Annotated in this window: 35 protein-coding genes; 28 read left to right on the forward strand and 7 right to left on the reverse strand. The window is 68.4% G+C overall.

Going from position 1 to position 24,507, the window contains the following annotated elements; genetic code table 11:
• Positions 1 to 4: 4 nt before the first annotated feature.
• The 16 genes from DAETH_RS01995 to rplQ all read left to right on the forward strand — a co-directional run bounded on the left by DAETH_RS01995 (position 5) and on the right by rplQ (position 8,581).
• A complete protein-coding gene (locus DAETH_RS01995; protein WP_264776276.1) occupies positions 5 to 190 on the forward strand; it encodes a type Z 30S ribosomal protein S14 in 186 nt (61 codons plus the stop codon).
• Between the two features lie 206 nt (positions 191 to 396).
• On the forward strand, positions 397 to 798 hold the full coding sequence (gene rpsH / locus DAETH_RS02000) for a 30S ribosomal protein S8 (RefSeq protein ID WP_264776277.1): 402 nt from the start codon (positions 397 to 399) through the stop codon (positions 796 to 798).
• Between the two features lie 53 nt (positions 799 to 851).
• Positions 852 to 1,409, forward strand: coding sequence for a 50S ribosomal protein L6 (gene rplF / locus DAETH_RS02005; RefSeq protein ID WP_264776278.1), 558 nt, complete (start codon positions 852 to 854; stop codon positions 1,407 to 1,409).
• Positions 1,409 to 1,747 carry a 50S ribosomal protein L18 gene (gene rplR, locus DAETH_RS02010; RefSeq protein WP_264776279.1) on the forward strand — a complete coding sequence of 113 codons (339 nt, stop codon included), beginning with the start codon at positions 1,409 to 1,411 and terminating at the stop codon, positions 1,745 to 1,747. Before rplF ends, rplR begins: the two co-directional genes overlap by 1 nt.
• Positions 1,737 to 2,276 (forward strand): 30S ribosomal protein S5, encoded by a 540-nt coding sequence (gene rpsE, locus DAETH_RS02015; RefSeq protein WP_264776280.1) that lies wholly within the window; start codon positions 1,737 to 1,739, stop codon positions 2,274 to 2,276. Before rplR ends, rpsE begins: the two co-directional genes overlap by 11 nt.
• Before the next feature lie 11 nt (positions 2,277 to 2,287).
• The gene (gene rpmD / locus DAETH_RS02020) at positions 2,288 to 2,455 is read left to right on the forward strand and encodes a 50S ribosomal protein L30 (protein ID WP_264777368.1); all 168 of its coding nucleotides are present in this window, start codon (positions 2,288 to 2,290) and stop codon (positions 2,453 to 2,455) included.
• Complete coding sequence (gene rplO, locus DAETH_RS02025; protein ID WP_264776281.1) at positions 2,452 to 2,928, forward strand: 50S ribosomal protein L15; 477 nt, start codon at positions 2,452 to 2,454, stop codon at positions 2,926 to 2,928. The genes rpmD and rplO overlap by 4 nt, the downstream gene beginning before the upstream one ends.
• Position 2,929: 1 nt before the next feature.
• Positions 2,930 to 4,255, forward strand: a complete 1,326-nt coding sequence (gene secY / locus DAETH_RS02030; RefSeq protein WP_264776282.1) for a preprotein translocase subunit SecY — start codon at positions 2,930 to 2,932, stop codon at positions 4,253 to 4,255.
• Positions 4,256 to 4,385: 130 nt separating this feature from the next.
• Positions 4,386 to 4,979, forward strand: a complete 594-nt coding sequence (locus DAETH_RS02035; RefSeq protein WP_264776283.1) for an adenylate kinase — start codon at positions 4,386 to 4,388, stop codon at positions 4,977 to 4,979.
• Positions 4,980 to 5,141: 162 nt separating this feature from the next.
• Positions 5,142 to 5,384 carry a translation initiation factor IF-1 gene (gene infA, locus DAETH_RS02040; RefSeq protein ID WP_019588656.1) on the forward strand — a complete coding sequence of 81 codons (243 nt, stop codon included), beginning with the start codon at positions 5,142 to 5,144 and terminating at the stop codon, positions 5,382 to 5,384.
• A 123-nt stretch (positions 5,385 to 5,507) separates the two neighbouring features.
• Positions 5,508 to 5,621 (forward strand): 50S ribosomal protein L36, encoded by a 114-nt coding sequence (gene rpmJ / locus DAETH_RS02045; RefSeq protein WP_102127891.1) that lies wholly within the window; start codon positions 5,508 to 5,510, stop codon positions 5,619 to 5,621.
• Position 5,622: 1 nt separating this feature from the next.
• On the forward strand, positions 5,623 to 6,003 hold the full coding sequence (gene rpsM / locus DAETH_RS02050) for a 30S ribosomal protein S13 (RefSeq protein WP_264776284.1): 381 nt from the start codon (positions 5,623 to 5,625) through the stop codon (positions 6,001 to 6,003).
• A gap of 3 nt (positions 6,004 to 6,006) precedes the next feature.
• Positions 6,007 to 6,402 (forward strand): 30S ribosomal protein S11, encoded by a 396-nt coding sequence (gene rpsK, locus DAETH_RS02055; protein ID WP_102127893.1) that lies wholly within the window; start codon positions 6,007 to 6,009, stop codon positions 6,400 to 6,402.
• 138 nt (positions 6,403 to 6,540) lie between these two features.
• Positions 6,541 to 7,161 carry a 30S ribosomal protein S4 gene (gene rpsD, locus DAETH_RS02060; RefSeq protein ID WP_102127894.1) on the forward strand — a complete coding sequence of 207 codons (621 nt, stop codon included), beginning with the start codon at positions 6,541 to 6,543 and terminating at the stop codon, positions 7,159 to 7,161.
• Positions 7,162 to 7,172: 11 nt separating this feature from the next.
• Positions 7,173 to 8,177 carry a DNA-directed RNA polymerase subunit alpha gene (locus DAETH_RS02065; protein ID WP_264776285.1) on the forward strand — a complete coding sequence of 335 codons (1,005 nt, stop codon included), beginning with the start codon at positions 7,173 to 7,175 and terminating at the stop codon, positions 8,175 to 8,177.
• A gap of 53 nt (positions 8,178 to 8,230) precedes the next feature.
• Positions 8,231 to 8,581, forward strand: coding sequence for a 50S ribosomal protein L17 (rplQ, locus tag DAETH_RS02070; protein WP_102127896.1), 351 nt, complete (start codon positions 8,231 to 8,233; stop codon positions 8,579 to 8,581).
• A 40-nt stretch (positions 8,582 to 8,621) separates the two neighbouring features.
• Here rplQ and DAETH_RS02075 read toward each other — a convergent pair whose 3' ends face one another.
• Positions 8,622 to 9,362, reverse strand: a complete 741-nt coding sequence (locus tag DAETH_RS02075; RefSeq protein WP_264776286.1) for a class I SAM-dependent methyltransferase — start codon at positions 9,360 to 9,362, stop codon at positions 8,622 to 8,624.
• A 72-nt stretch (positions 9,363 to 9,434) separates the two neighbouring features.
• On the opposite strand from DAETH_RS02075, the gene DAETH_RS02080 reads away from it, so the two are divergent.
• On the forward strand, positions 9,435 to 10,013 hold the full coding sequence (locus DAETH_RS02080; protein WP_264776287.1) for an RBBP9/YdeN family alpha/beta hydrolase: 579 nt from the start codon (positions 9,435 to 9,437) through the stop codon (positions 10,011 to 10,013).
• A 47-nt stretch (positions 10,014 to 10,060) separates the two neighbouring features.
• Here the strand turns inward: DAETH_RS02080 and trxA are convergent, their stop codons facing one another.
• Positions 10,061 to 10,399, reverse strand: coding sequence for a thioredoxin (gene trxA, locus DAETH_RS02085; RefSeq protein WP_216327112.1), 339 nt, complete (start codon positions 10,397 to 10,399; stop codon positions 10,061 to 10,063).
• Between the two features lie 95 nt (positions 10,400 to 10,494).
• On the opposite strand from trxA, the gene DAETH_RS02090 reads away from it, so the two are divergent.
• The 4 genes from DAETH_RS02090 (at position 10,495) to DAETH_RS02105 (ending at position 13,786) form a co-directional block, all read left to right on the forward strand.
• Positions 10,495 to 10,845: a DUF309 domain-containing protein gene (locus DAETH_RS02090; RefSeq protein WP_264776288.1), complete on the forward strand. Its 351-nt coding sequence runs from the start codon at positions 10,495 to 10,497 to the stop codon at positions 10,843 to 10,845.
• A gap of 77 nt (positions 10,846 to 10,922) precedes the next feature.
• Positions 10,923 to 11,516, forward strand: a complete 594-nt coding sequence (locus tag DAETH_RS02095; RefSeq protein WP_264777369.1) for a LabA-like NYN domain-containing protein — start codon at positions 10,923 to 10,925, stop codon at positions 11,514 to 11,516.
• A gap of 19 nt (positions 11,517 to 11,535) precedes the next feature.
• Positions 11,536 to 12,564, forward strand: coding sequence for a phosphate acyltransferase PlsX (gene plsX / locus DAETH_RS02100; RefSeq protein ID WP_264776289.1), 1,029 nt, complete (start codon positions 11,536 to 11,538; stop codon positions 12,562 to 12,564).
• A gap of 40 nt (positions 12,565 to 12,604) precedes the next feature.
• A complete protein-coding gene (locus DAETH_RS02105) occupies positions 12,605 to 13,786 on the forward strand; it encodes a mechanosensitive ion channel family protein (RefSeq protein ID WP_264776290.1) in 1,182 nt (393 codons plus the stop codon).
• A 61-nt stretch (positions 13,787 to 13,847) separates the two neighbouring features.
• Here DAETH_RS02105 and ftsH read toward each other — a convergent pair whose 3' ends face one another.
• Complete coding sequence (ftsH, locus tag DAETH_RS02110; protein ID WP_264776291.1) at positions 13,848 to 15,707, reverse strand: ATP-dependent zinc metalloprotease FtsH; 1,860 nt, start codon at positions 15,705 to 15,707, stop codon at positions 13,848 to 13,850.
• 140 nt (positions 15,708 to 15,847) lie between these two features.
• Between ftsH and DAETH_RS02115 the strand changes: the two genes are divergently transcribed.
• The 6 genes from DAETH_RS02115 (at position 15,848) to DAETH_RS02140 (ending at position 19,015) form a co-directional block, all read left to right on the forward strand.
• Positions 15,848 to 16,333, forward strand: coding sequence for a DUF4384 domain-containing protein (locus tag DAETH_RS02115; protein ID WP_264776292.1), 486 nt, complete (start codon positions 15,848 to 15,850; stop codon positions 16,331 to 16,333).
• An 80-nt stretch (positions 16,334 to 16,413) separates the two neighbouring features.
• Complete coding sequence (locus tag DAETH_RS02120) at positions 16,414 to 16,743, forward strand: nucleotide pyrophosphohydrolase (protein ID WP_264776293.1); 330 nt, start codon at positions 16,414 to 16,416, stop codon at positions 16,741 to 16,743.
• A gap of 22 nt (positions 16,744 to 16,765) precedes the next feature.
• On the forward strand, positions 16,766 to 17,497 hold the full coding sequence (locus DAETH_RS02125) for a hypothetical protein (RefSeq protein ID WP_264776294.1): 732 nt from the start codon (positions 16,766 to 16,768) through the stop codon (positions 17,495 to 17,497).
• A complete protein-coding gene (locus DAETH_RS02130) occupies positions 17,497 to 18,042 on the forward strand; it encodes a YfiT family bacillithiol transferase (protein ID WP_264776295.1) in 546 nt (181 codons plus the stop codon). The genes DAETH_RS02125 and DAETH_RS02130 overlap by 1 nt, the downstream gene beginning before the upstream one ends.
• Before the next feature lie 3 nt (positions 18,043 to 18,045).
• Positions 18,046 to 18,525, forward strand: a complete 480-nt coding sequence (locus DAETH_RS02135; RefSeq protein WP_264776296.1) for a Nudix hydrolase — start codon at positions 18,046 to 18,048, stop codon at positions 18,523 to 18,525.
• A gap of 91 nt (positions 18,526 to 18,616) precedes the next feature.
• Positions 18,617 to 19,015 carry an NUDIX hydrolase gene (locus DAETH_RS02140; protein WP_264776297.1) on the forward strand — a complete coding sequence of 133 codons (399 nt, stop codon included), beginning with the start codon at positions 18,617 to 18,619 and terminating at the stop codon, positions 19,013 to 19,015.
• 51 nt (positions 19,016 to 19,066) lie between these two features.
• Here the strand turns inward: DAETH_RS02140 and era are convergent, their stop codons facing one another.
• Complete coding sequence (era, locus tag DAETH_RS02145) at positions 19,067 to 20,008, reverse strand: GTPase Era (RefSeq protein WP_264776298.1); 942 nt, start codon at positions 20,006 to 20,008, stop codon at positions 19,067 to 19,069.
• 163 nt (positions 20,009 to 20,171) lie between these two features.
• Between era and DAETH_RS02150 the strand changes: the two genes are divergently transcribed.
• Positions 20,172 to 20,753: a YIP1 family protein gene (locus tag DAETH_RS02150; protein WP_264776299.1), complete on the forward strand. Its 582-nt coding sequence runs from the start codon at positions 20,172 to 20,174 to the stop codon at positions 20,751 to 20,753.
• Positions 20,754 to 20,815: 62 nt separating this feature from the next.
• On the opposite strand, the gene DAETH_RS02155 is transcribed toward DAETH_RS02150, so the two are convergent.
• The 3 genes from DAETH_RS02155 to DAETH_RS02165 form a co-directional block, all read right to left on the reverse strand.
• Positions 20,816 to 21,640: a transglutaminase family protein gene (locus tag DAETH_RS02155; RefSeq protein WP_264776300.1), complete on the reverse strand. Its 825-nt coding sequence runs from the start codon at positions 21,638 to 21,640 to the stop codon at positions 20,816 to 20,818.
• A 101-nt stretch (positions 21,641 to 21,741) separates the two neighbouring features.
• On the reverse strand, positions 21,742 to 22,695 hold the full coding sequence (locus tag DAETH_RS02160; RefSeq protein WP_264776301.1) for an alpha-E domain-containing protein: 954 nt from the start codon (positions 22,693 to 22,695) through the stop codon (positions 21,742 to 21,744).
• Positions 22,696 to 24,435 carry a circularly permuted type 2 ATP-grasp protein gene (locus tag DAETH_RS02165; protein WP_264776302.1) on the reverse strand — a complete coding sequence of 580 codons (1,740 nt, stop codon included), beginning with the start codon at positions 24,433 to 24,435 and terminating at the stop codon, positions 22,696 to 22,698. It lies immediately after the preceding gene.
• Positions 24,436 to 24,507: the final 72 nt, after the last annotated feature.

Consider the following 24,507-nt stretch of genomic DNA (forward strand, 5'->3'; position numbering starts at 1 on the left):
GCTTATGGCGAAGACCTCGAAAGTTGTGAAGGCGGAGCGCGGCAGCAAGTTCGCTGTGCAGAACTACAACCGCTGCTCCCGCTGTGGCCGTGCCCGTAGCTACTACCGCTTCTTCGGCCTGTGCCGCATCTGCATCCGCGAGCTGGCGCACAAGGGCGAACTGCCCGGTGTGAAGAAGAGCAGCTGGTAACCCCGGCTGCACCCCGCCCAGCCCCACCCGGATACGAACCGCCCCCTTTTTAGGTGGTCATCGTCCGGGAAACGGGAAGGACCCAACAGAAGAAAGGGCTTGCCTCGGCTAAAAAGAGGCGGGACCAGGTTCTTTGGGAAGACTCGGGAGGTCCCCTTTGGGGTGGCCTCCCCCCCGCCCGGGGCCACCGCGCCCCTGGAGGAATCATGCTGAGTGACCCCATCGCCGACATGCTCACGCGCATCCGCAACGCGACGCGCACCTACAAGGAGAGCGTCGACATCCCGGCCTCCAAGTTCAAGGAGGAACTCGCCCGGCTCCTCGTGCGCGAAGGCTATGTGGCGGGCGTCGAGCGCGTCCGCCCCGAGGGCCAGAAGTTCGACGTGCTGCGCGTGACCCTCAAGTACGGCCAGAAGCGTGAGCAGGTCATCAAGCACATCGAGCGCATCAGCCGTCCCGGCCGCCGCGCGTACGTGAGCGCCGACAACCTCCCCCGCATCCAGCGCGGCCTGGGCCTGGCGGTCGTCTCGACCAGCAAGGGCCTGCTTGCCGACCGTGAGGCCCGTCGTCAGGGCGTCGGCGGCGAAGTCGTCTGCGTTCTCTGGTAATCGCCCCATCCCTGAACACGGGGTCTTTGCGACCCTGATACTTAAGGAGACCTATGTCACGTATTGGCAGACAACCCATCGCCGTGCCCAGCGGCGTGACCGTGAACGCCGACCCCGGCCTGTTCCGCGTCAAGGGACCGAGGGGCGAACTCACCGTCCCCTTCAACTCCGAGTTGAGCATCCGCCAGCAGGACGGCCAGCTTCTCGTCGAGCGGCCCAGTGACCGCCAGGAGCACCGCGCCCTGCACGGTCTGACCCGCACGCTGGTCGCCAACGCCGTCAAGGGCGTTTCCGACGGCTTCACCATCAACCTCGAATTGCGCGGCGTCGGTTACCGCGCCCGCCTGGTGGGCCGGAACCTGGAGCTGACCATCGGCTTTAGCCACCCCGTCGTCATCGAGCCGCCCGCCGGGGTCACCTTCGCGGTGCCCGAGCCCACGCGCATCGATGTGAGCGGGATCGACAAGCAGCTTGTCGGGCAGGTGGCGGCGAACGTCCGCAAGGTGCGCAAGCCCGACGCCTACCACGGCAAGGGTGTGCGCTTCGTCGGCGAGCAGATCGCCCTCAAGGCCGGTAAGGCCGGTGCCACGGGCGGGAAAGGGAAGAAGTAATGGCGAACCTGACCGCAGAGCGCCGCAAGCTGCGCGCCCGCCGCAAGGTGCGCGTGGCCGCCGGGGACCGTCTCCGGCTGAGCGTGTTCCGCTCCAGCAAGCATATCTACGCCCAGATCATTGACGACCAGAGCGGCGTCACGCTGGCCGCCGCCTCAAGCAACGCCGTCAAGACGGGGACCAAGACCGACACCGCCGCCGCCGTCGGCCGGGCGCTGGCCGAGGCCGCCGCCGCCAAGGGCGTGAGGCAGGTTGTCTTCGACCGTGGGGGGTACAAGTACCACGGACGTGTGAAGGCGCTCGCGGACGCGGCGCGGGAGGGTGGCCTTGACTTCTAACCGTCGAAATGACCGTGAGCGCGAGACGAGCGAGTTCGAGGAGCGGATGCTCTTCGTCAACCGCACGTCCAAGACCTACCAGGGTGGCCGCCGCTTCCGCTTCGCCGCGCTCGTGATCCTCGGGGACCGCAATGGTCGCGTGGGCATGGGCATCGGCAAGGCGAAGGAGGTGCCCGTCGCCATCGAGAAGGCCAAGGCCATCGCGCGCAAGAACATGATCCAGGTGCCCGTGGAGAACGGCACCATTCCCCACGACATCGTGGGCGCGAACTCGACGAGCCGCGTGCTGCTCAAGCCCGCCGCCCCCGGCACGGGCGTGATCGCGGGCACCGTGCCCCGCTCCATCGCCGAACTCGCGGGCATCACCAACATGCTCTCGAAGGAACTTGGCAGCCGCAACAAGGTCAACGTGGCCTACGCGGTGTTCGACGGCCTTAGAAATCTCCGCACCGCCAAGCAGGTGCGCGCGATTCGTGGCGTGGACTTCGCTCCCGCCGCGCCCGTCACCCAGGCTGGAGGTGCCCAGTGACCACCTCCACCGTGAAAGTCACCCTGAGGCGCAGCGTCATCGGTCGTCCGAGTAATCAGGTCGAGACCGTGAAGGCGCTGGGCCTGCGCAAGATCGGCGACACCCGTGAACTGGCGGATACACCCTCGGTGCGCGGCATGATCAAGACCGTGGAGCACCTCCTGGAGGTGGAAGCGTGAAACTGCACGAACTTACCCCCGCGCCCGGCAGCCGCAAGAACCGCAAACGCGTGGGCCGTGGTCCCGGCGGCACCGACAAGACCGCCGGGCGCGGGCACAAGGGCCAGAAGGCACGCAGCGGCGCGGGCAAGGGCCAGTTCTTCGAGGGCGGCCGCTCGACGCTGATCAGCCGCCTGCCCAAGCGCGGCTTCAACAACATCGGCACGACGTACGAGGTCATCAACCTCTCGCAGCTCGCGGCCGTGGAGGGCGACACCCTCGACCGCGCCGCGCTGGAGCGGGCGGGGCTGGTGCGCCGCAAGAACCGTCCCCTCAAGCTCCTCGCCCGGGGTGAGGTGACCCGCGCCGTGACGATCCACGTCGATGCCGCCAGCGAGGCTGCCGTCCAGGCGGTGCAGGCGGCGGGCGGACGGGTCGTCCTGCCGGACGCCGGGGCGGACGCGGGCAGCGAGAACGCCGAGCAGGCGGGCTAACATGCTGCGCGCCTTCCGTGACGCGTTCCGAATTCCGGACCTGCGGCGGAAGATTGTCTTCACCCTGCTGCTGCTCGCCGTGTACCGCCTCGGGAGCACCATCCCGACGCCGGGCGTGAACACGGCGGCACTCCAACAGGCCACCTCGGGTGGCCTTTTCGGGTTGATCAGCCTGATCTCGGGCGGCAATCTTTCGCAGTTCTCGATCTTCGCCCTCGGCGTGCTGCCGTACATCACAGCGAGCATCGTGATCCAGCTTCTGACCACCACCGTCCCCACGCTGGAGAAACTCAGCAAGGAGGGCGAGGAGGGTCGCAAGCGGATCAACCAGTACACCCGCTACGCCGCCGTGGGGCTGGGGACGTTGCAGGCCCTGTTCTTTTCGCTGTACATCACCAGCAATCCGGCCTTCATCGCGGTAGGCTGGGCCCCCGGCCTCTTTACCGTCCTTGTCATGGTGCTGACCCAGGTGGCGGGCATCGCCTTCACCCTCTGGATCGGCGAGCGCATGACCGAGGTGGGAGTTGGCAACGGCATCAGCCTGATCATCACGGCGGGCATCATCGCCAATTACCCGCGCGAGATCGCGGCGACCGGGGAACTCTTCCGCACCGAGCAGGTCTCCCTGCTCCAGATTCTCGCCTTCGTCGCCGTCATCCTGGTGACCATCGCGGGCATCGTGTACGTGTACCAGGGCGAGCGGCGGGTGCCCGTCACCTACGCGCGGGCGCGGGGCGGGGCTCCGGGCGGCGCGGCGCGCAACCTGGGCGGGCAGGCGACCTGGCTCCCCATCAAGGTGAACCAGGCGGGCGTAATTCCGGTGATCTTCGCCTCGGCCATGCTGATCATCCCCAACCTGATCGGCAGCGCCACGGCGACCCGGGCGCCCGGGGTGAACGCCTTTATCCAGACGTACCTGACGGTGGGCAGCCCGTGGTACCTCGTGCTGGAAGGCCTGCTGATCTTCGGGTTCACGTACCTGTACAACAGCGTGCAGTTCGACCCCCGGCGCATCAGCGAGCAACTGCGTGAGGCGGGCGGCTTCATCCCCGGCGTGCGTCCGGGTGTGCCCACCGCCGAGTACCTGGGCGGGATCAGCGGCCGATTGAGCCTCTGGGGCGCGATCTTCCTGGTCATCCTGACGGTCGTGCCGCAAGTCGTCCAACGGCTGACGGGCATCACGACCTTCCAGTTCAGCGGCACGGGCCTGCTGATCATCGTGGGCGTGGCGCTCGAAACCCTCAAGCAGCTCGAAGCGCAGCTCACGGTGCGGCGCTACGACGGCTTCATCAGCAAGGGCCGGATTCGCGGACGCCTGAACAACTGAGATCCCTCCCTTGGACCGCTCACCCGCGTGGTGGGCGGTTTTTTGCGTTACCCGGGCACGAACAGGGCTGGGCAGGAACGTGCAGCACTTCACCCTCGCGCCCTATGCTGTACACCCACAGGAGGCAGCAGTGACGCAACGCAAGAACAAGGTCGTGATCTTCCTCGGCCCGCCCGGCGCGGGCAAGGGGACCCAGGCCGAGCGCCTCGCCCGCGAGGGGGGTCTGACCAAGATCAGCACCGGGGACATCCTGCGTGACCATGTGGCGCGGGGCACCGAACTCGGGCGGCGGGTCAAACCCATCCTCGACGCCGGACAGCTCGTCCCCGACGACATTCTGATCGCCCTGATCCGTGACCGCCTCGCGGGAATGGAGCCCGTCAGGGTCATCTTCGACGGCTTCCCCCGCACGACCGCGCAGGCGGAGGCGCTCGACATGCTGCTCGAGGAACTGGGCGCCCCGGTCAGCGCCGTGCCCCTCCTCGAAGTCCCCGACGAGGTGCTGATCGAGCGCATCGTCGAGCGCGGGCGGCAAGCGGTCGCCTCCGGGCAGACGCCCCGTGCGGACGACACCGAGGAGGTCGCGCGTAAGCGTCAGCAGGTCTACCGCGAGCAGACTCAGCCCCTGATCGACTACTACGGGGGGCGCAGCCACCTGCGGCATGTGGACGGGGTGGGCACGATGGACGAGGTGTACGCCCGGATCATGGGGACGATGCCGTAAGGGGCGATGTTGGGGACGCGGCAGAGCGCCGAGGCTCCCGCGTCCCTGTTCTTGCCGTCTTCGAGGGCCGAAGTGTGACCCGCGCTTGCCTCTTCCCGGGAAGCCGTGCTAACTTTTCCTTTGGCTTGTACCAAGCCTGGAGGTTGCGTGGCGAGACGAAAGATGCCGGAACAGCGGGAGAAGCGCAAGAAGGAAGAGTCCGATACCGTGCGGGCGGAGGGCGTGGTCGAAGAGGCGCTGCCGAACACCACGTTCCGGGTGAAGCTCGACACCGGGCACGACATTCTGGCGTACATCAGCGGTAAGATGCGCATTCACTACATCCGCATCCTGCCGGGGGACCGTGTGGTTCTGGAGATCAGCCCGTACGACACGTCGCGCGGGCGCATCGTCTACCGCAAGTAGGCCGACGGGCACGGGTACCCAACAGATTCCGCGCGAGGGCCAGTGTGCCGGGGCGGGGGGTCGAGCGCTGCCGGGCGCGCCACCATGATGGGTGGTGACGTGAGGCGGCTGCGAGGAGGAAGCATGAAAGTTCGCAGCAGTGTCAAGAGGATGTGCGACAACTGCAAGGTGATCCGCCGTCACGGGCGCGTGGTGGTCATCTGCACCAACGTCAAGCACAAGCAGAGGCAGGGCTGAGATGGCGCGAGTTGCCGGAGTGGACCTTCCGCGCGAGAAGCGCATCGAGATCGCCCTGACCTATATCTACGGGATCGGCCTGACCCGCTCCAAGGAAGTCCTCGCGCAGACCGGGATCAGCCCCGACACCCGCGTGAAGAACCTCAGCGAGACCGAGCAGAGCGCCCTGCGTGACGCCGTCGAGCGGACCTACAAGGTCGAGGGCGACCTGCGCAGCGAGATCGGTCAGAACATCAAGCGCCTGATGGACATCGGCGCCTACCGGGGCCTGCGTCACCGCCGTGGCCTGCCCGTGCGCGGCCAGCGTACCAAGACGAACGCCCGCACCCGTAAGGGACCGCGCAAGACCGTCGCCGGGAAGAAGAAAGCGACGAGGAAGTAAGCCATGGCGAGACCTACTAAGGGTAAGACCCCCCGCCGCGCCCGGCGCAACATCAGCGCGGGTCGCGCGTACGTCAGCGCGAGCTACAACAACACCATCGTGACGATCACCGACCTCGACGGCAACAGTGTGGCGTGGTCGAGCGGCGGCACCATCGGCTACAAGGGCAGCAAGAAGGGGACGCCCTACGCCGCTCAGCTCGCCGCCGCCGACGCGGTGAAAAAGGCCCAGCAGACCTTCGGAATGAACGTCGTGGACGTGATCGTGCGCGGCACCGGCTCGGGCCGCGAGCAGGCGATCCGCGCCATTCAGGCCTCCGGCATCGAGGTCAAGTCGATCATGGACGACAGCCCCGTTCCCCACAACGGCTGCCGTCCCAAGAAGAAGTTCCGCGCCTAACGGCGCGGCCTGCGCGGCCCACCTGCCCCGCCCCCGTTGCGTCCGAGACGCTGAAGCCGCACCACCGGCGAGGAGGCGGGCACCAGAGGGCCGCAGACCCGGCTCATGCACGTGCGTGGGCCAAAGAGGAGTGAGTACATGGGTCGTTTCCGTGGTTCCATCACCAAGCTCAGCCGCCGCGAGGGCATCAACCTTGCGGAGACCGAGAAAGTTCAGAAGTACCTTGACCGCCGCCCCTACGCGCCCGGCCAGCACGGTCAGCGCCGGGGCCGGGGTCGTCCCAGCGACTACTCCGTGCGTCTGCGCGAAAAGCAGAAACTCTCCCGCCTGTACGGCATGAGCGAGAAGCAGTTCCGCAACCTCTTCGAGGAGGCGGCGAACGTTCCCGGCGTGACGGGCACGGTGTTCCTGCAACTGCTGGAGCGCCGCCTCGACAACGTGGTCTTCCGCATGGGCTTCGCCTCGACCCGCAGGCAGGCCCGGCAGTTCGTCGGCCACGGGCACGTGCTCGTGAACGGCAAGCGCGTGGACATCCCCAGCTACCGCGTGAAGATCGGCGACGAGATCAGCGTTTCCGAGAAGAGTCGCCAGATGGGCTTTATCCAGGAGAACATGGAGGCGCAGAAGCGCCGCCGGACCAGCCCCTGGATCGAGCTGAACCCCGACACCTTTAGCGGCACCTTCTCGCGCCTGCCCGCGCGCGAGGACCTGGCGCTGCCTATTAACGAGAACTTCATCATCGAGTATTACTCGCGCTAAGGGAGGCCCCAGTGGACCAAAAGCGCCCCCAACTCAAGGCCCGTGTGGACGGCGACTACGGTGAGTTCGTGCTCGAACCGCTCGCGCGCGGCTACGGGGTCACCATCGGGAACCCCGTCCGGCGCATCCTGATGTCCTCGATTCCCGGCACCGCCGTGACGAGCGTGTACATCGAGGACGTGCTACACGAATTCTCGACCATTCCCGGCGTCCGCGAGGATGTGATCCGCATCATCCTCAACCTCAAGGAACTCGTCGTGCGGTTCCACTCGCCCGGCCCCAAGACCCTGACGCTGCGCGCCCAGGGTGAGGGCGTGGTGCGGGCGAGTGCCTTCGAGGTGCCCTCGGACGCCGAGATCGTCAACCCCAACCTGGTGATCGCCAACCTCGCCGAGGACGGCAAGCTGGTCATGGAGGTGCGCGTCGAGGAGGGTGAGGGCTACGTCCCCGCCGACAAGCACGCCACCAAGGACCGCATCAACTCGATCCCCGTGGATGCCGTGTTCTCGCCGGTGCGCCGCGTGGCCTACCACGTGGAGAACACCCGCGTGGGCCAGCAGACGGACCTCGACCGCCTGATCCTGCGGGTGTGGACGGACGGCTCGACCGGGCCGCAGGACGCGCTCGACAAGGCCGTGGAGATCCTGCGCGACGAGCTGACGGTGTTCGGCAACGTGGAGACGCTGCCCATCGCCGCCACCGTGCCCGACGTGCAGCCCATCTACACGCCTGCCGCGCCCGTGCCGTCGAGCGTGTACGACCTGCCCCGCCAGCCGGAACTCAGCATCAACCCCCAGCCGTACCCCGCCGACCTCGACACGCCGCGCGTGACACTGGAGGGGCTGGGGCTGACCACCCGGGTGCTGCACTCCCTCAAGGAGGAGGGCATCGACTCGGTGGACGCCCTGTGTGCGCTGTCCGACCGTGACCTGAAGAAGGTCCCCGGCATCGGTGAGCGCAGCCTCGACGAGATCAAGCAGCAGCTCGCGCAGTTCGGCCTGGCCCTGCGAGACTGAGCCCTTCCGGGCGGGACTGACCCTCTCGCCCGATTTTCCCAAGGAGAATTCCCATGCGTCACGGCAAAGCCGGTCGCAAGCTCAACCGCAACAGCAGCGCCCGCGTCGCCCTGGCCCGTGCCCAGGCGACGGCGCTGCTGCGCGAGGGCCGTATCCAGACGACCCTCACGAAGGCCAAGGAGCTGCGCCCCTACGTTGAGAAGCTGATCACCACCGCCAAGGGCGGCGACCTCCACGCCCGCCGCCTCGTCGCCCGCGACATCCACGACAACGACGTGGTGCGCAAGGTGATGGACGAGGTGGCCCCCAAGTACGCTGACCGTCCCGGCGGCTACACCCGCATCCTGCGCGTGGGCACCCGCCGCGGCGACGGCGTGACGATGGCGCTGATCGAACTCGTCTGAGTTTCGACATGTTCAGTGGCCCCGCTTCGGCGGGGTTTTTCTATTTGGCCCGGGCTATCACAATGAATTCGCCGTCCCCTTGCCCGACAGGCTCACGCTGCCACCCACCGAAAATGTGTTCGATCTCGAACCCGGCCCGCTCCAGGGAGGAACGCAGGGTTTCCTCGGGGCGGAAGCGGAGAGTCCCCAGGGAAAACAGCTCCTCCTTGCCACCGGAAAAGATGTAGTGGGTGAGGAAGGTGACCAACTCGCCCGCGACCTCGGTGACCTCCGTCCAGCTCACGACTTCACGCCCATCCGGCAAGGTGGCCTCCTCGCGGGAGTCGGTGGGATTCCAGGCTTCCCAACCACGCGCCCTGGGGTCACGCGAGTCGAAAATGAGCCGCCCGCCGGGAACCAGGGCGCGGCGCAGGTGGGCCAGGGTCACGTCCCATTCCGCGTCGTCCACGATGAATTGCGCGACGTGGCTGGTCATCAGGGCGAGGTCGAAGGGGACGGAGGGCAGCACGTCGGCCTTGCCCTCCAGCCAGACCACCCGTTCCGCGCCCGGCTTGGCCCTTGCGGCGTCGAGGGAGGCGCGAGCGGGATCAACGCCTGTGACCGTGTGGCCCGCCTCCGCCAGTGCCAGGGTGATGCGGCCCGTCCCGCAGCCCACGTCCGCCACCCGGACGGCGGGCGTCTCGTTCGCCAGCGCGAGGAAAAGGGCTTCTGGGGGACCCCACGGGTACAGAGCGTCGTAGACGGGCACGAGTCGGGGGTCAGTGAATTCAGCATTCTCCACGGCACAACCGTAAGGGGGTGGCTCGCCCCTCCACATCACCTTTCTGGCTTAGCCCTTCCGTATCCTGCCCCCATGACCCCCACCCTCGTCATCGTCCCCGGCCTCGGGGACAGCGGCCCGGAACATTGGCAGACCCTCTGGACCGAGAAGTTCGGCGCGGCGCGCGTGCGGCAGGATGACCCGGAGGCGCCTACTGCCGAGGCGTGGGCGACGCGGCTTCAGGAGGTGGTCGAGGCGACGCCGGGCGAACTTGTGCTCGTCGGGCACTCGTGTGGCGTGCTGACCATCGTCCACTGGGCGCGGTTGTACGGGGGGAACGAGCGGGTGCGGGGTGCGATGCTCGTCAGCCCCACCGACGCCGAGCAGGCGAACATGGGCGAACTGGCTCCCGCCGTCCTCCCGCTCGCCCCGGTGCCGCTCGCGCCGCTGCCCTTCCCGGCCCTGGTCGTCGCCAGCGAGAACGACCCCTACGTGAGCTTCGAGCGGGCCGAGACCTTCGCCGACGCCTGGGAGGCCGCCTTCATCACGGCGGGCGAGGTCGGGCACATCAACGTGGCGAGCGGGCACGGCGAGTGGGAGGACGGCGAAATCCTGCTCAGCGAGGCCCTGCACGCCTGGACGCCGCCGGAGATCACGCGCTTCCGGGCATAGGAAAAGGGCCGCATCCACGCACGGATGCGGCCCTTCTTCAAGGAGCTTCAGTTGGCTGTCGCGGCGGCGGGCTGGGCGTACTTGTCGAGGAGGGCCTCGAAGGCGCGCTTGGGCTGAGCGCCCACCATGCCCTCGACGGGCTGGCCGTCCTTGAAAAGGATCAGGGTGGGGATGCTCATGACGCGGAACTGGCCCTGGGTGACGGGGTTGTCGTCCACGTTGAGCTTGCCGATCTTGACCCGGCCCTCGTACTGCCCGGCGAGTTCCTCGACCACGGGGGCGATGATGCGGCAGGGACCACACCACGGCGCCCAGAAATCGACCAGGGTCAGGCCCTCGCCCGTCTCGGTCTTAAAGTTGCTGTCCGTGAGTTCCACAGGCTTCATGAGGCCAGTCTACCCCCGGGGGCCGGGGGCGGATAGGGACGAGATGGACAGTGGCTAACCTGCCGTTCATGCCCCGGGGACGCTAGCGTGGGGGGATGAGGGAGACGCTGAGGGAGGACCTGCGGGCGGGCGCCCGGCTCTTCGACTCTGGCGAGTGGTGGGAGGCCCACGAGGCTTGGGAGGGCCCCTGGATGCGGGCGAGCGGCGACGAGCGGCACTTCATCCAGGCGCTGATCCTGCTGGCCGCCGCGCTGCACAAACGCTGGCACCACGGGAGCCTCGCGCACCGCAACTTCCACAAGGCCGAGAGCTACCTGGACCGCCTGCCCCCCGAGTACGGCGGGGTGAACCTCGCCCGGTTGCGCGCGGAGGTATGGGCGGCGCTGCACGACCCGGCCCTGCGCCCGGGGGTCGGGGGCTCCTCGACCTCTCCGAACGGGCATTGAGGGAACGGGCGGACCTCCCTTATCCTGTGCGGAGGTCCGTCCGCTGTTCGGCGGCAGACATGAAAGGCAAACTGATGATGGAACGCATCGCACTCTTTATTGACGGCGCAAACGTGTACGCGGCGGCCAAGCGCCTCGGGTGGAACTTCGACCACCGCAAGATTCTGGAGCACTTCGGGGGGTACGGGACCCTCCACAACGCCTTTTACTACACGGCGGTCCCGCTGCCGATGGACGACAAGCAGAAGCGGTTCATCGACGCCCTGACGTACATGGGCTACACCGTCCGCACCCGCCCCCTGCGCGAGTCCACCGACGAGCACGGCGACACCCAGCGCCGGGCGAGCCTCGACATCGAGATCGTGACCGACCTGCTGACTACCGACGCGCGCTACGACACGGCGGTGCTGCTGACCGGGGACGGCGACTTCGAACGCCCGGTCGAGGTGTTGCGGGCGCGTGGCAAGCGGGTGATCGTGGCGAGCATCCCCGAGATGACGAGCTACGAGCTGCGTAACGCCGCCGACCAGTACATCGACTTCAAGGACATCCGCGAGTACGTCGAGCGGCCCGGCTACCGCCTCCCCAGCGAGCAACGGGGCGAGACGCGCGGCGAGAGCACCCGTCCGTACTACGTGACGGCCCCCCTCAGCGACGCCGATGACCGCTGAGCCGATGCCCATTGAACCGATGACTGCCGGGAAGTCCAACACCACCCTGCCCATCGCGCTCGACGCGGTCGGGGGAGACCACGGGGCGCCGCCCAACGTGGAGGGGGCGGTGCTCGCCGCCCGCGCCGGGGTGCCCGTCCTCCTCGTCGGGGACCGGGTGAGGCTCCACGGCGAACTCGGCAAGCACCCGGGAAGTGTGAGCCTGCCCATCGACGTGGTGGACGCCCCCGACGTGATCGGCATGGACGAGCACGCCTCGGACGTGAGGAGCCGCACGGGCGCGAGCATCAACGTCTGCACCCGCCTCGTGAAGGAGGGCCGCGCCGCCGCCGTCGTCAGCATGGGGCACAGCGGCGCGACGATGGCCTCGGCGCTCCTCACCCTGGGGCGCGTGAAGGGGGTGGACCGCCCGGCGATCCTGACCCACCTCCCGGCCAGGGCCGGGTTCGTCACCCTGCTCGACGTGGGCGCGAACGCCGACGTGAAGCCGGGGTACCTCGCCCAGTGGGCGCGGCTCGCCACCGTGTACCTGCGGGTCATCGAGGACCGGGCGGACCCCACGGTCGGCTTGCTCTCCATCGGCGAGGAGGACCACAAGGGGAGTCAGACTGTCATTGAGGCGCACGGTCTGTTGCGGGAATTGCACGGGAAGGGGATCAACTTCCACGGCAACGTCGAGGGCCGCGACATCTTCCAGGGCACGACGGATATCGTGGTGACGGACGGCTTCACCGGGAACGTGGTCCTCAAGCTGGCAGAGGGAGAGGCCAGAGTGCTCTTCGGCTGGGTGCGCGAGGCGCTGGGGAGTGACCTCAAGACGAAGGTGGGTGGCCTGCTCGTGCGCGGGGCTCTGCGCGGCCTCGCCGAGCGGATGGACCCCAGCACCTACGGGGCGAGCATCCTGCTGGGGGTGCGCGGGCTCGCCTTCATCGGGCACGGGAGCGCGGACGCGAGGGCGGTCAAGAACGCCCTGCTGCGGGCCTCGCGGGCGCACGAGGCGAACCTGATCGCGCGGCTGGAGGCGGCGCTGGCGCCAGGGGTGGGCTGACCTTCGCCGCTTCCTCACCTCCCCGTGAGAGGCTGGGCCGGTGCTGGACGAACTCACCTTTCAACTGCAAAAGCCTCAGGTATGGCTGGGCCTCGGCCTCACTCTGCTCGTCGCCTACGCGCTCTACCGCTTCGGGCACACGCTGCTGCGGGCCCTGGAGCCGCATGTCCGCCGCCCGCTCCTGACGGCCCTCGGGTGGCTGTGGCTGATCGTGGTGGCGGTGGGCTGGCTGGGCGTCGCCACACACGTCGCGTACCTGCCGAGCGTGCCCTTCCTCTTCGACCTCGGCGGCGACATCGTGGGGGGCTTTCGCAACAGCGCGGGGCAGGTCGTCGTCATCCTGGCGCTCGCCCTGATCGCCTGGAACCTGATCGGCACCCTCAGCGCCCGCATCGTCGCCGAGGAGGAGTTCAACCGCCGCACCGTGCGCGTGCAGACCCTCAAGGGGGTGGTCGAGAGCACCCTCAAGGTGGTCGTGGTGGTCATCGGTCTGATCGCGGGGCTCCAGGCGCTCGGTGTGGATGCGAGCAGTCTCCTGGCGGGCGTGTCCGTCCTCGGCCTCGCGGTGGGCTTCGGGGCGCAGAGCCTGATCAAGGACGTGTTCACGGGTTTTTTCATCCTGCTCGAAGACCAGTACGGGGTGGGCGACGTGATTACCGTGAACACCGGGCAACTCAGCGGCGGCGTCGAGCGGCTGAACCTGCGCCTGACCGCCCTGCGCGCCCTGGACGGCACCCTCCACATCATTCCCAACGGGCAGATTCAGACGGTCAGCGTGAGCAGCAAGGACTGGTCGCGGGTGGTCGCCACCGTGGACGTGACCTACGCGGCGAACATCGACGACGCCCTGCGCGTGCTGGAGGCCGTGAGCCGCGAGCTGCACGCCGACCCCGAGTGGGGCGCCTTTTTCCTGGAGGAGCCCGAGATGCAGGGCGTCACGCAACTCACCTCGGACGGCGTGCGGCTCCAGGCCCTCTTCAAGGTGCAGCCCAAGAGCCAGTACGCCCTGGGGCGCGAGTTCAACCGCCGCATCAAGATCGCCATGGACGAGGCCGGAATCGAGATTCCCTCGCCGCAGCGCAAGGTGACGCTGGGCAGCGCCCCCATCGAACTTAAACTTACCCGCGATGGGCAAGGCGGCCACGATCCGCGCGAGCGCCAGGACCGGACGCGGGCCCCGGTGAGGGTGGGGGAGACGCGGGACCCGGAGGAGGAACGGTAAGTGGTTCGTGGTGAGTGGAGAGCGGCCTGTTCCACTGACCACTCACCACTTCCCACTCACTTCAGGCGGGAAGCGGCGTCAGTCCCCCGCTGCTCGGAGGAGGCAACTCCTCCAGCGTGCCCCCGGCGAGCAGGGTGGCGAACTCCTCGCCGCTCAGCGTCTCGCGGCGCATCAGCACGGTGACGATCTCGTGCATCCGGTGCAGGTGCTCGCGCATCAGGGCCAGGGTGCGGGCGTAGGCGGCGTCGATCAGGGAGCGCACCTCCTCGTCCACCAGGGAGGCGGTCGCCTCGCTCATGGGGAGGGCGTGGGGCCCGCCTCCCAGAAAGTTGCCGTCGTCGGTGGCGAGGGCCACCTTGCCCAGGCGCCCACTCATGCCCCACTCGGTCACCATCCGGCGGGCGATATTCGTGGCCTGCTGGAAGTCGTTCTGGGCGCCCGTCGTCACCTCGCCGTACACGACTTCCTCCGCCGCGCGCCCCGCCAGCGCCACCGCGATCATGTCCTCCAGCGCCGGGCGCGTCACATGAAGGCGGTCGTCCGCATCCGGCATCATGAACCCCGCCGCCCGCCCACGCGGCACGACGGTCAGCTTGGCGACCCGGTTCGCGTTGGGCAACAGTTGAGCGGCGAGGGCGTGGCCGACCTCGTGGTAGGCGGTGACCTTGCGGTCCGCTTCCCTGACGACGAGAGAGCGGCGTTCCGGGCCCATCAGCACCCGGTCCCTGGCCTCGTCCACATCTCGCCCGGTGATCCTATTTCTTCCCGCCCGTGCCGCCTGCAACGCCGCCTCGTTCAGCAGGTTCTCCAGGTCCGCCCCCACCATCCCCGCCGTCCTCCGCGCCACGATCCCCAGGTCCACACTGGGATCGAGCGGCTTGGTGCGAGCGTGAATTCGCAGAATCTGTTCTCTGCCTCGCACGTCGGGTGCATCCACCACGACTTGACGGTCAAATCTCCCTGGACGCAGCAAGGCTGCGTCCAACACATCCGGCCGGTTGGTCGCCGCCAGGATGATCACCTCCTGCCCGCTCCCGAACCCGTCCATCTCCACCAGCAGTTGGTTCAGGGTCTGTTCCCGTTCGTCGTTGCCCCCCTGGAGGTTGACCCCGCGTTTGCGCCCCACAGCGTCGATCTCATCGATGAAGACGATACAGGGAGAACTCTTGCGCGCCTGCTCGAACAGGTCCCGCACTCGGGCCGCCCCCACACCCACGAACATCTCGACGAAGTCCGAGCCCGAAATCGAGAAGTACGGCACCTTGGCCTCCCCTGCCACAGCTTTGGCGAGCAGGGTCTTGCCGGAACCGGGGGGGCCGACGAGGAGGACGCCGTGGGGGATACGGGCGCCGAGTTGGTGGTAGCGCTCGGGTTGACGGAGGAAGTCGACGACTTCCTGGAGGTCTTGCTTGGCCTCGTCACACCCGGCGACGTCGGCGAAGGTCAGCTTGATCTGCCCCTCGCTGATCACCGCCGCCTTCGACTTCCCAAAGGTGCTCGCCGCTCCTCCTCCCGACGGGCCGCGCAGGCTGCGCCACAGCACGAGCAGGATCAGGCCGGTCAGGATCAGGGGGAGAACCTGGGCCATCCAGCCGAAGGGGGTGCCGCCCGCCGTGACGCGCACGGGGACGCCCGCCTCGCGCAGGCGGGTGAGGGTCGCGGCGTCGGGCGGCAGGACGACCGAACGCGGGCGCGTCGCGTTCTGCAACAGGATGCTGGCGTTGCCCGCGCCGTCGAGCGAGACGGACTTGACCTCACCCTGCCGCAGATCCTCGAAGAAGCGGCTGGTCGTGTACCCGCCCGTCTGGGCCAGGGGGATCGGCGCGGGGGTGTTCGTCGCCTGTCCGGCCCCGGCGGGGGCGGCAAGCAGGAGGGCCAGCAGCGCCACCAGCACGCGGCGCGGGGGGCGGGAACAGGGCATGACCCATGCTACGCCGCGTCCGGCGCCCCGGACCCTGCGCTTCGTGACCTTTGGACTGTGGCCCTTGTCCTGGGATTTGGGTGGACGTTCCCGCTCCCTTCCCTCAGCGTTCCGTCAGCCTGAGCCCTTATGCTGGCCTCATGCGCACAGCTCTTCTGCTCGGCTCGCTGGCCCTGGGGCTCAGCGCCTGCACCGTCTCCGTCCGGTCGAACGTCGGTCTGGTCGGGGGCAACCTGATCGCGGACGTGCGCCCCGACCGGGGCGAGGGCGGCAGTTACTTCGTGGGTGATCCCGTGCGGATCAGCGTCACCACGCGCGCCGCCGGGTACGTGACCCTGGTGGCCCTCCAGCCCAACGGATACGCGAGCACCCTGGTCCGCAACGTGTACGTGAACCCCGGCACCACCGTCTTCCCCCGCCCGCAGGACGGCGTGACCTATAACGTGGCCCCGCCGCGCGGCCTCCAGCGCGTCCGGGTGCTCTTCACCCGCGTGCGCCCGACCTCGGACATCGTGCTCAGCGGCGTGTACTCGGGCGACAGTTGGAACGTCGCCACCAACGGGTACCTGACGCCCTATGCGCCCGCCGACCGCGACGTGCAGGAGACGTACTTCTACATTCGGTAAGCCGCCAGCTTTCAGCGATCAGCCACCAGCCGTCCACGTGCGGCTGGTTTTCTATGTGGTGGGCGCCTACCCTGGGGCGCATGAGTCTGACTTTTGCCGAGGCGAGTGAGCGGGTGGACGCCTACATCTCGCAGTTCGAGGAGGGGTACTTCCCGCCCCTGCTGATGCTCGCGCGCCTGACGGAGGAGACCGGGGAGGTCGCCCGGGTCCTGGCCCACCAGAACGGCAAGACGCCCAAGCCCGGCGAGGAAAGCGGCGACCTGGAGATGGAGCTCGCCGACCTGCTGTTCGTGATGATGTGCCTCGCCAACGAGCGCGGCCTGAGCCTGGAGCGTGGTTTCACCCGCATGATGGAGAAGGTCGAGACGCGCGACGCCACCCGCTGGACGAAAAAGCGGCCCGGCGAGTGACCCCGGGAGCGTAGGCTGAGCCATGCGCGCCCTCGCCGCCCTCCTCGTCCTGAGCCTCGCGGGTGCCCGGGCTGCGCCCCGCCTGATCTACGACGGGAGCGTCTGGAAGGGGCCGGACGTGTACAGGCTGACCCCGCCCCGCCCCGCCGAGGCGGCCAGGCTCACGGCGGGGCTGCGCGCGGCGGGCATCCGTACCTGCGGAACCGTGCGGATCGTGCGGCGGGAGGAGGGCCGGTTCACGGGCAACACGCCCGAGACCCTCTATCTCGTCCTGAACTGCACGCCGGTCGAACCCGCCATGCTGTCCATGCGCGAGCCCCCCGGCGACCTGATCGTGGTGCGGGCCGGGCGGGTCGTGGTCTACGAGAAGAACTTCGCGGACGGCGTGACGGTGTTGCCCTCCCTGGACGGCGGGCCGCTGAACGAGATTCTTGCGGCGTACTGGTCTGGGCCGCAGATGGGCGAGTTCTCCCGTTACGAGACGCTCTACCGCTTCGGGGCCGGGCGGCTGCGACGGGTCGTGAACCTGGGGCCGATGTACCGGGAGGTCGAGCCCGCCCAGGGAGCCCCGACCGTCAGCGTCCGCACCCTCTGGTTCGACCCCGTCAGGCCCAACCGGCTCTCCCTCATCGAGTACACCAGCCCCTCGTGCCCGGACTGCCCCAACCCGGAGCGGCCCTACGATCCCACGCGGGCCAGACGCACCCTGTCCCTCACCCTCGACCTGCTCGCGCCTCCCAAGGACATCCCCTGATGACTGCCCCCGATTCCTCCCAAGCCGACCTGCGTTACCCCCTCGGCCCGATGCCCCAGCCCCTCACCCTGACACCGGAGGAGCGGGCGGACGCCCTTGTCGCAATCCGCGCCCTGCCCGGCGAACTGCGCGCCGCCGTCGCTGGCCTCTCCGACGACCAGCCCGACACCCCCTACCGTGAGGGAGGCTGGACGGTGCGGCAGGTCGTTCACCACGTCGCCGACAGCCACCTCAACGCCGTGGTGCGCCTCAAACTCGCCCTCACCGAGGACCGCCCCACGATCAAGCCGTACGAGGAGGGGCGGTGGGCCGAACTCGCCGACGTGAGGTTGCCCCTCGAACCGACTCTCGACCTGCTTGGCGGCCTGCACACACGCTGGTCGGCAGTGCTGGAGAGCCTCGCCCCCGGGGACTGGGCGCGCGAGTGGACGCACCCCGCGCCCAGGCACACCTTCACGGTGGACACCCTGGGGGCGATGTACGCCTGGCACGGGCGTCACCACGCCTCGCACATCACCGGGCTGCGGCAGCGGCGGGGCTGGTAGCCCGTGCAGTACGACCAGAGCCTCGACGTGCCCGTGACGCTGCGTTCGGCGGGCGTGGTCGTTCTCAACGAGCGGGACGAGGTGCTGCTCGTCTGCGAGCACAAGCCGGGGAGCCGGGGCCTGTGGCACATTCCCGCCGGGGGGGTGGAAGAGGGCGAGAACCCGCAGGACACGGCGGTGCGGGAGGCGTACGAGGAAACGGGGCTCACGGTGCGGCCCGTCAAGTTCCTCAACACCCTCCTGGGCCGGATGCCCGACGGTCCCCTCATTCTGCGCTTCGCGTGGCTGGCGGAAGTCATTGGCGACGGGGACAACCCCGCCCCTCTTCCTGCCTTCGCCGGAGAGGTCAGGAAAGCTCGCTTCTTCACCCGCGCCGAGTTCGACGAACTGTATGAGCGGGGGGAAGTCCGCATGTACCACACGAAAGTTTTCGTGGATACGGCGTACGCGATGCGGGAGGTGAGGGAAAAGGCGGGAGCGTGAGCTGCCCGGCTTCTTTGCCCACCCCTTGCCCGCCAGTCAGCGCCGAAGACAGGGCGCCTTCGCCTATGCTCGATGCCGAGGCGCTCTCCCCATGCAACATGACGAAAAAACGCACGTGCCCGTCACTCTCCAGGGGAGCGGCGTGGTCATTCTGAATGAACGCGGTGACATTCTGCTGGTGCGGGAACTCGGAACGCCCGGTCAGAAGGAGAAGGCCGGGCTGCGTGTGCTCCTGGTGCGGTTCCTCAACGCTTACCTGGGCCGCTTCCCCGACGGCGTTCTGATCCTGTGGACCATCTGGCTCGCCGAACCGCTTCCTGATCAGACCGCCAGTCCCACCCTGACCGACGAGGTGGCCGAGGTCCGGTATGTCGGCAAGGAAGAGTTTGCCCAACTTTACGACGCGGGGCAGATTCGGATGTATCAGACCAGGCTCTTTTACGAGGACGCCTTGCGCGAGCGGGCCAGATGGGAGAAGGCGGGAGCCTGAGCCGCCCGCCCCTCCTTTTTTGTGAAAGCTGATCGCTGAGGGCTGACCGCTTTACTCGTACCCCAGTTCCCGCAGCGCCTCCTCGTCCTCGCGCCAGCCGGGGATCACGATGACTTCCAAGCCCAGAAAGACCTTGCGGTTGAGCAGGATTTCGAGCTGCTTTCTCGCCGCCTGCCCGATCTCGCGCAGTTGCTTGCCGCCCGCGCCGATCACCATGCCCTTGTGGGCGCTTTTCTCCACGATGATCTCGCCCTCGATGCGCACGAGGCCGTCTTCCCGCTCGGTCCAGTCGTTCACGCGGGTGGCGACCGAGTACGGCAACTCCTCGCGCAGCTTCTTCATCGCCTCCTCGCGGATGATCTCAGCGGCCCACTGCTCACGCGTCTGGTCCGAGGCGCCCGAGTTCGGGAAGAAGAAGGGATTTTCGGGCAGCACGTCGAGCAGTTGCTCGCGCAGAGTGGCGACTGCCGCCGGGTTGTTCTGGGCGCTCAGCATCGTCTCGCTCACCTCACCCTCGCGGCCCTCCAGCAGCGCCCGGTAAAGCTTCATCGCCTCGTCGGGGTACTTGGCGGCGTCGGTCTTGTTGCCCACCAGGAAGAGGGGCTTGGGGAGGTCGCGCACCTGCCGGGCGACGAGTTCGTCCTCGTCGCCCGGCGGGCGGCGCAGGTCCACGACCCAGATGATCGCGTCCACGTCGGCCAGTGCCCCCTGGACCTCCTGGTTCATGTACTTGCCCAGGGCGTCTTTGGGCTTGTGCAGGCCCGGCGTGTCCACGAAGACGATCTGCTGCGTCTCGGTCGTGAAGATGCCGCGCACACCCCGGCGGGTGGTCTGGGGGCGCGGGCTGGTGGGGGCGACCTTGGTGCCCAGGAAGGTGTTGAGCAGCGTGCTCTTGCCCACGTTCGGCTTGCCGACGATGGCGATGAACCCGCTGTGGGTCTCGCTGGAGGTGGTCGCCTCGCCGGACTCGGGAGAGGAGGAGAGGTCAGTCATGGGGAGATTGTCTCACGGGGGCGAGGAGGCAACCGTGCGGGCCGGGAGGAAGGAACGGACGCCAACCGCCCCGGCAGGTTCACACCCACCTTGTTCCTTTAGATGCACTTCACCCTTGTGCCCTCGCTGGAACGCCCCCTCCCCCCTCCCCGTACTCTGGGGCATGACTGCTCCCTCCCCGCTGAAGGCCAGCCTGGCCGACATGTTCTCGCAGAGCACCGCCGTCCTCGCCCGCCCCAGCCCCCAGACCTTCGAGCTGTTCGAGCGGCGGGGGGGCACCTCGCAGGCGCTGATCTACGTGCTCGTCGCCGCGATTGTCTCCGCCGTGATCGCCGCGATCTTCGCGCCCTTCCACCCAGAGACCACCTTCTTCGGGCAACTGATCACCCGCCTGATCCTGATTCCCCTCCAGTTCGTCATCTTCACCGGGGCCGTGTATCTGGTCGGCAAGTACCTCTTCCGGGGCACGGGCACCTACCCCGAGGTCGCCTACTCCTTCGCCCTCTTCTTCGTGCCCCTGAGCATCATCGGCACCGTGCTGGGCATCATCCCCATCCTGGGCTGGATCGTGGGCTTCCTGATCTCGGTCGCGATGATCTTCTTCGGTTACCTCGCCGTGGGGTCGAGCATGAACCTGCGAGACAGCGTGGGGGCCGCCGTCACGCTGATCCTGGCGGGAATCGCGTACTGGATCGTCGGCGCCTTCCTGGTGGCGCTGATCCTCGCGCCGTTCACGCGCGGCTGAGCGTCAAAGATCGGGGGCGGAGGAGTGGTTATCCCACCGCCTCCGCCCTTCACCTTTGGCCCCTACTGCTCCCCGTAGACCCGCACCTCCACGCCCAGTTCCCCGCGCCCGCCGCCGTAGTAGGTGCCGCGCACCGGGGACACGTCGCTGTACTCGCGCCCGTGGCCGATCTTGACGTGCCGCTCGCGGGCGAGGCAGTTGTTGGTGGGGTCGTAGCCCAGCCAGCCGGAGCCCGGCAGGAAGCACTCGACCCAGGCGTGGGTGGCCTCCGCGCCCACCATCTCGCCCCCCGAGTACAGGTAGCCGCTGACGTAGCGCCCGGGGATGCCGAGCCCCCGGACGATCCCCAGCATCGCGTGCGTGAAGTCCTGGCACACCCCGCGCCCGTGGGTGGCGAATTCCGCGAGCGGCGTGCTCACGGTCGTCGCCCTCGTGTCGTACCGGAAGCGGCGGTAGAGGGAGGTCGTGAGGTCGGTCAGGAAACCGGGGAGGTCGTCGCCGGGCGCGGGCTTCCTGACCCCGAAGACCTCCGCCCAGTCCCCGGCGGGCACGCGCGGGCTGGCGACGAGGAACTCGGTGTGGGGAGCGCACACGCCGCGCAACTCGGCGAAGGGGATGGGCGGGGGCAGGGGAACCGGGTGGGTGTCCACGATGGCCTGCGCCTCGATCCTCAGCAGCGTGTGCGGCTCGTGGACGTGGACGTGGTGGACGATGGCCCCGAAGTAGTCCTTGTGCGAGGTGATCACCGCCTCCGGCTCGACGTGGAGGTGGAACAGCCGCACGCTCTGCCGCGCCTCGCGGGACGGGTGCAGCCGCACCTCGTTGAAGGAGTCCCAGGCGGGCTTGGGGTAGCGGTACTCGGTGGTGTGGCGGATTTCGCAGCGCATTGCGGAAAGGGACCCTCAGCCCGGGCAGTCTGACAGGCGGGGGCGGGAAGAACGTGACGCGGGGCTCAGCCGGGCTGAAGGAAACGCCGGGCGGGGGGGCCTCACTCCTGCTGAAAGTACGCCGCGTTGATCGCCGCGCCCACCCGGTTGAAGTCGCCCAGCAGCTCGTCCAGGCCGGGGTCCTCCCGCTCCAGAATGTCCTCCACCCCCGCGAATTGCAGCCGGGCCACCAGCCAGCGCGAGAGGCGCAGGATGTCGGGGTGCGCGCCGGGGTGGTGGCGGTCGATCTGGGTCAGGGCGTCGTGCAGGTTCTCGGCGCTGTAGCGCACGCTGCGCGGAAAGAACTCGTCGAGCAGCAGGAACCCGCCGATCCGCACGGGGTCGATGCCGCTCTGCACCCGCTTGCGGTAGGCCTCGTAGGCGCTGGCCCCCTTCAGGACGCTCACCCAGCGCTGGTCCTGCACCGCGCGCCGGGTGGGGTCGCTCGGTGACTGCCCGTCCATCACCTGATAGTGGGTCTGAAGCACGCGGACCACGTTGTCGCCGCGCTCCAGCATCTGCCCCGCCCGCAGGAAGGACCACCCCTCGTCGCGCGGGAGGGTGGCGAAGGCGATCCCGAAGAAGAACTGCGAGGCGTCGCGCGCCGAGGCGCAGAACTCGAAGAGGCCGTCGCGGTCGATCACGCCCTCGTTCTGGAAGCACACGTTGAGGTAGGTGCGGTTGATCGCCTCCCACATCTCGCTGGGGATGCGGTCGCGCAGGCCCCGGGCGTTCTCCCGGGCCCGCAGCACGCTCGACGCGATGCTCGACGGGTTGTCGCGGTCGAAGGCCAGCCACGCGCTGACCGAGCGGGCGTCCACCCGCCCGTACTTCTCGCGCAGCCGCCTCTCGCCCCCGGTGAGTTCGAGCAGGGGTGCCCAGTGTTCGCGCGCCCGCCCCGTCATCTCCAGGGTGGCGTAGTAGTTGACGTTCAGCAGGCGGGCGGTGTTCTCCGCGCGCTCCACATACCGCCCGATCCAGAACAGGTTCTCCGCGAGGCGGGAAAGCAGCAGCATTCAGCGGTCCTCCCCATCAAAGGTGTCCAGCTCGTCTTTCTCCAGTTCCTGCTGGAAGGAGTGCTGGCCGGGGGCATCGGCGGGTGGAGGGGTGCCCACGGGTGGCGCTCCCTGTGTCTGACTCTGGGTTTGAGCGCCCTCGCCCCCCTGCGATTGGCTCTGGGACTGGATGCCACCCCCCGACTGGGACTGGCTCTGACCCTGCGCGGCTGTGCCCGGCTCGAAGCCCCCCTGGTACTGGCTCTGCGCCTGGATGTTCAGCGGGGCACCTCCCGACAGGAGCTGGCTCATCCCCTGCGGGGTCGCCCGCCCGTCGTGGTCGAGGACCCAGGTGTCCTTGCTCCCGCCCCCCTGGCTGGAATTCACGACGAGGGAACCGCGCCGCAGCGCCACCCGCGTCAGGCCGCCCGGCACGATGGTCACTTCCTCCCCGCAGAGGATGTAGGGCCGCAGGTCCACATGCGCGGGCTCGAACTCGCCCGAGTCGGGGTAGAAGGTGGGGTGGCGCGATAAGCCCACGACCGGCTGGGCGATGAACTCGCGCGGCGCGGCCCGCACCTTCACGAGGTACGCCTCCACCTCCTCGCGGGTGGCGTAGGGGCCGAGCAGCATCCCGTACCCGCCCGCCTCGCCGACCCCCTTGAAGACGAGTTCGTCCGCGTGGGCGAGCATGGACTCCAGGTGGTCCGGGTTCCAGCCCAGGTAGGTCGGGACGTTGTTCAGCAGGGGCTCCTCGTTCAGGTAGTAGCGGATCATCTCCGGCACGTAGGCGTACACGGCCTTGTCGTCCGCCACCCCCGTTCCGATGGCGTTGGCGATGGCGACGCGGCCCTGTCGGTAGACCTCGACGAGCCCGGCGACCCCCAGCGCGGAGTCGGGCCGGAAGGTCAGCGGATCGAGGAAGTCGTCGTCCACCCGGCGGTAGATCACGTCCACCTGCCGTCTGCCCCCGGTCGTTCGCATCCACACCCGCCCGGCGTCCACGAAGAGGTCGCGGCCCTCGACGAGTTCGACCCCCATCTGCTGCGCGAGGTAGGCGTGCTCGAAGTACGCGGAGTTGTACATGCCCGGCGTGAGCACCACGACCGTCCCGTTCTCGCGCGGGCTGAGCGACTGGAGGAGGCCCAGCAGCGCATTCGTGTAGTGTCCCACCGGCCTGACCCCCTGCCCCCGGAACATGCCGGGGTAGATGCGCGTCATCGCCTGCCGGTTGGCGAGGAGGTACGACACGCCGCTGGGAGAGCGCAGGTTGTCCTCCAGCACGAGGTACTCGCCCCGCTCGTTGCGGATCAGGTCGGTGCCGACGATGTGGGTGTAGAGGCCGTGGGGCACCCTAATCCCGTGGACCTCGCGGCGGAAGTGGGCGGAGGTGTACACGAGTTCGGCGGGCATCACCCCGTCCCCGAGAATCTGGGCGCCCGAGTAGATGTCGCCCAGAAAGGCATTGAGCGCCCGCACCCGCTGGGTGAGCCCGGCCTCCAGGTGGGCCCACTCGCTCGCCGGGATCACGCGCGGCACCGGGTCGAAGGGGAAGGTGCGCTCGGTGCCCTGGGCGTCGCCGTACACGGTGAAGGTGATGCCCTGGTTGCGGAAGGCGAGGTCGAGGAGGCGGTGGCGGCGCCCGAACTCCTCGACCCCCTGCGCGCCCAGGTACTCCTGGATGCCCTGGTAGTGGGGCCGCACCGTACCGTCCGGCATAAACATCTCGTCGAAGAACCTGCTGCCCGGCTCGTACTTCATGCCCCCGTCTCCTCCCCTTGGGGCGTGGCCCCGGACGATGCCCCAAGATAACGAACCGCTCAGCTTTGAAGA

The organism is Deinococcus aetherius, from assembly GCF_025997855.1.
Lineage (GTDB): Bacteria > Deinococcota > Deinococci > Deinococcales > Deinococcaceae > Deinococcus > Deinococcus aetherius.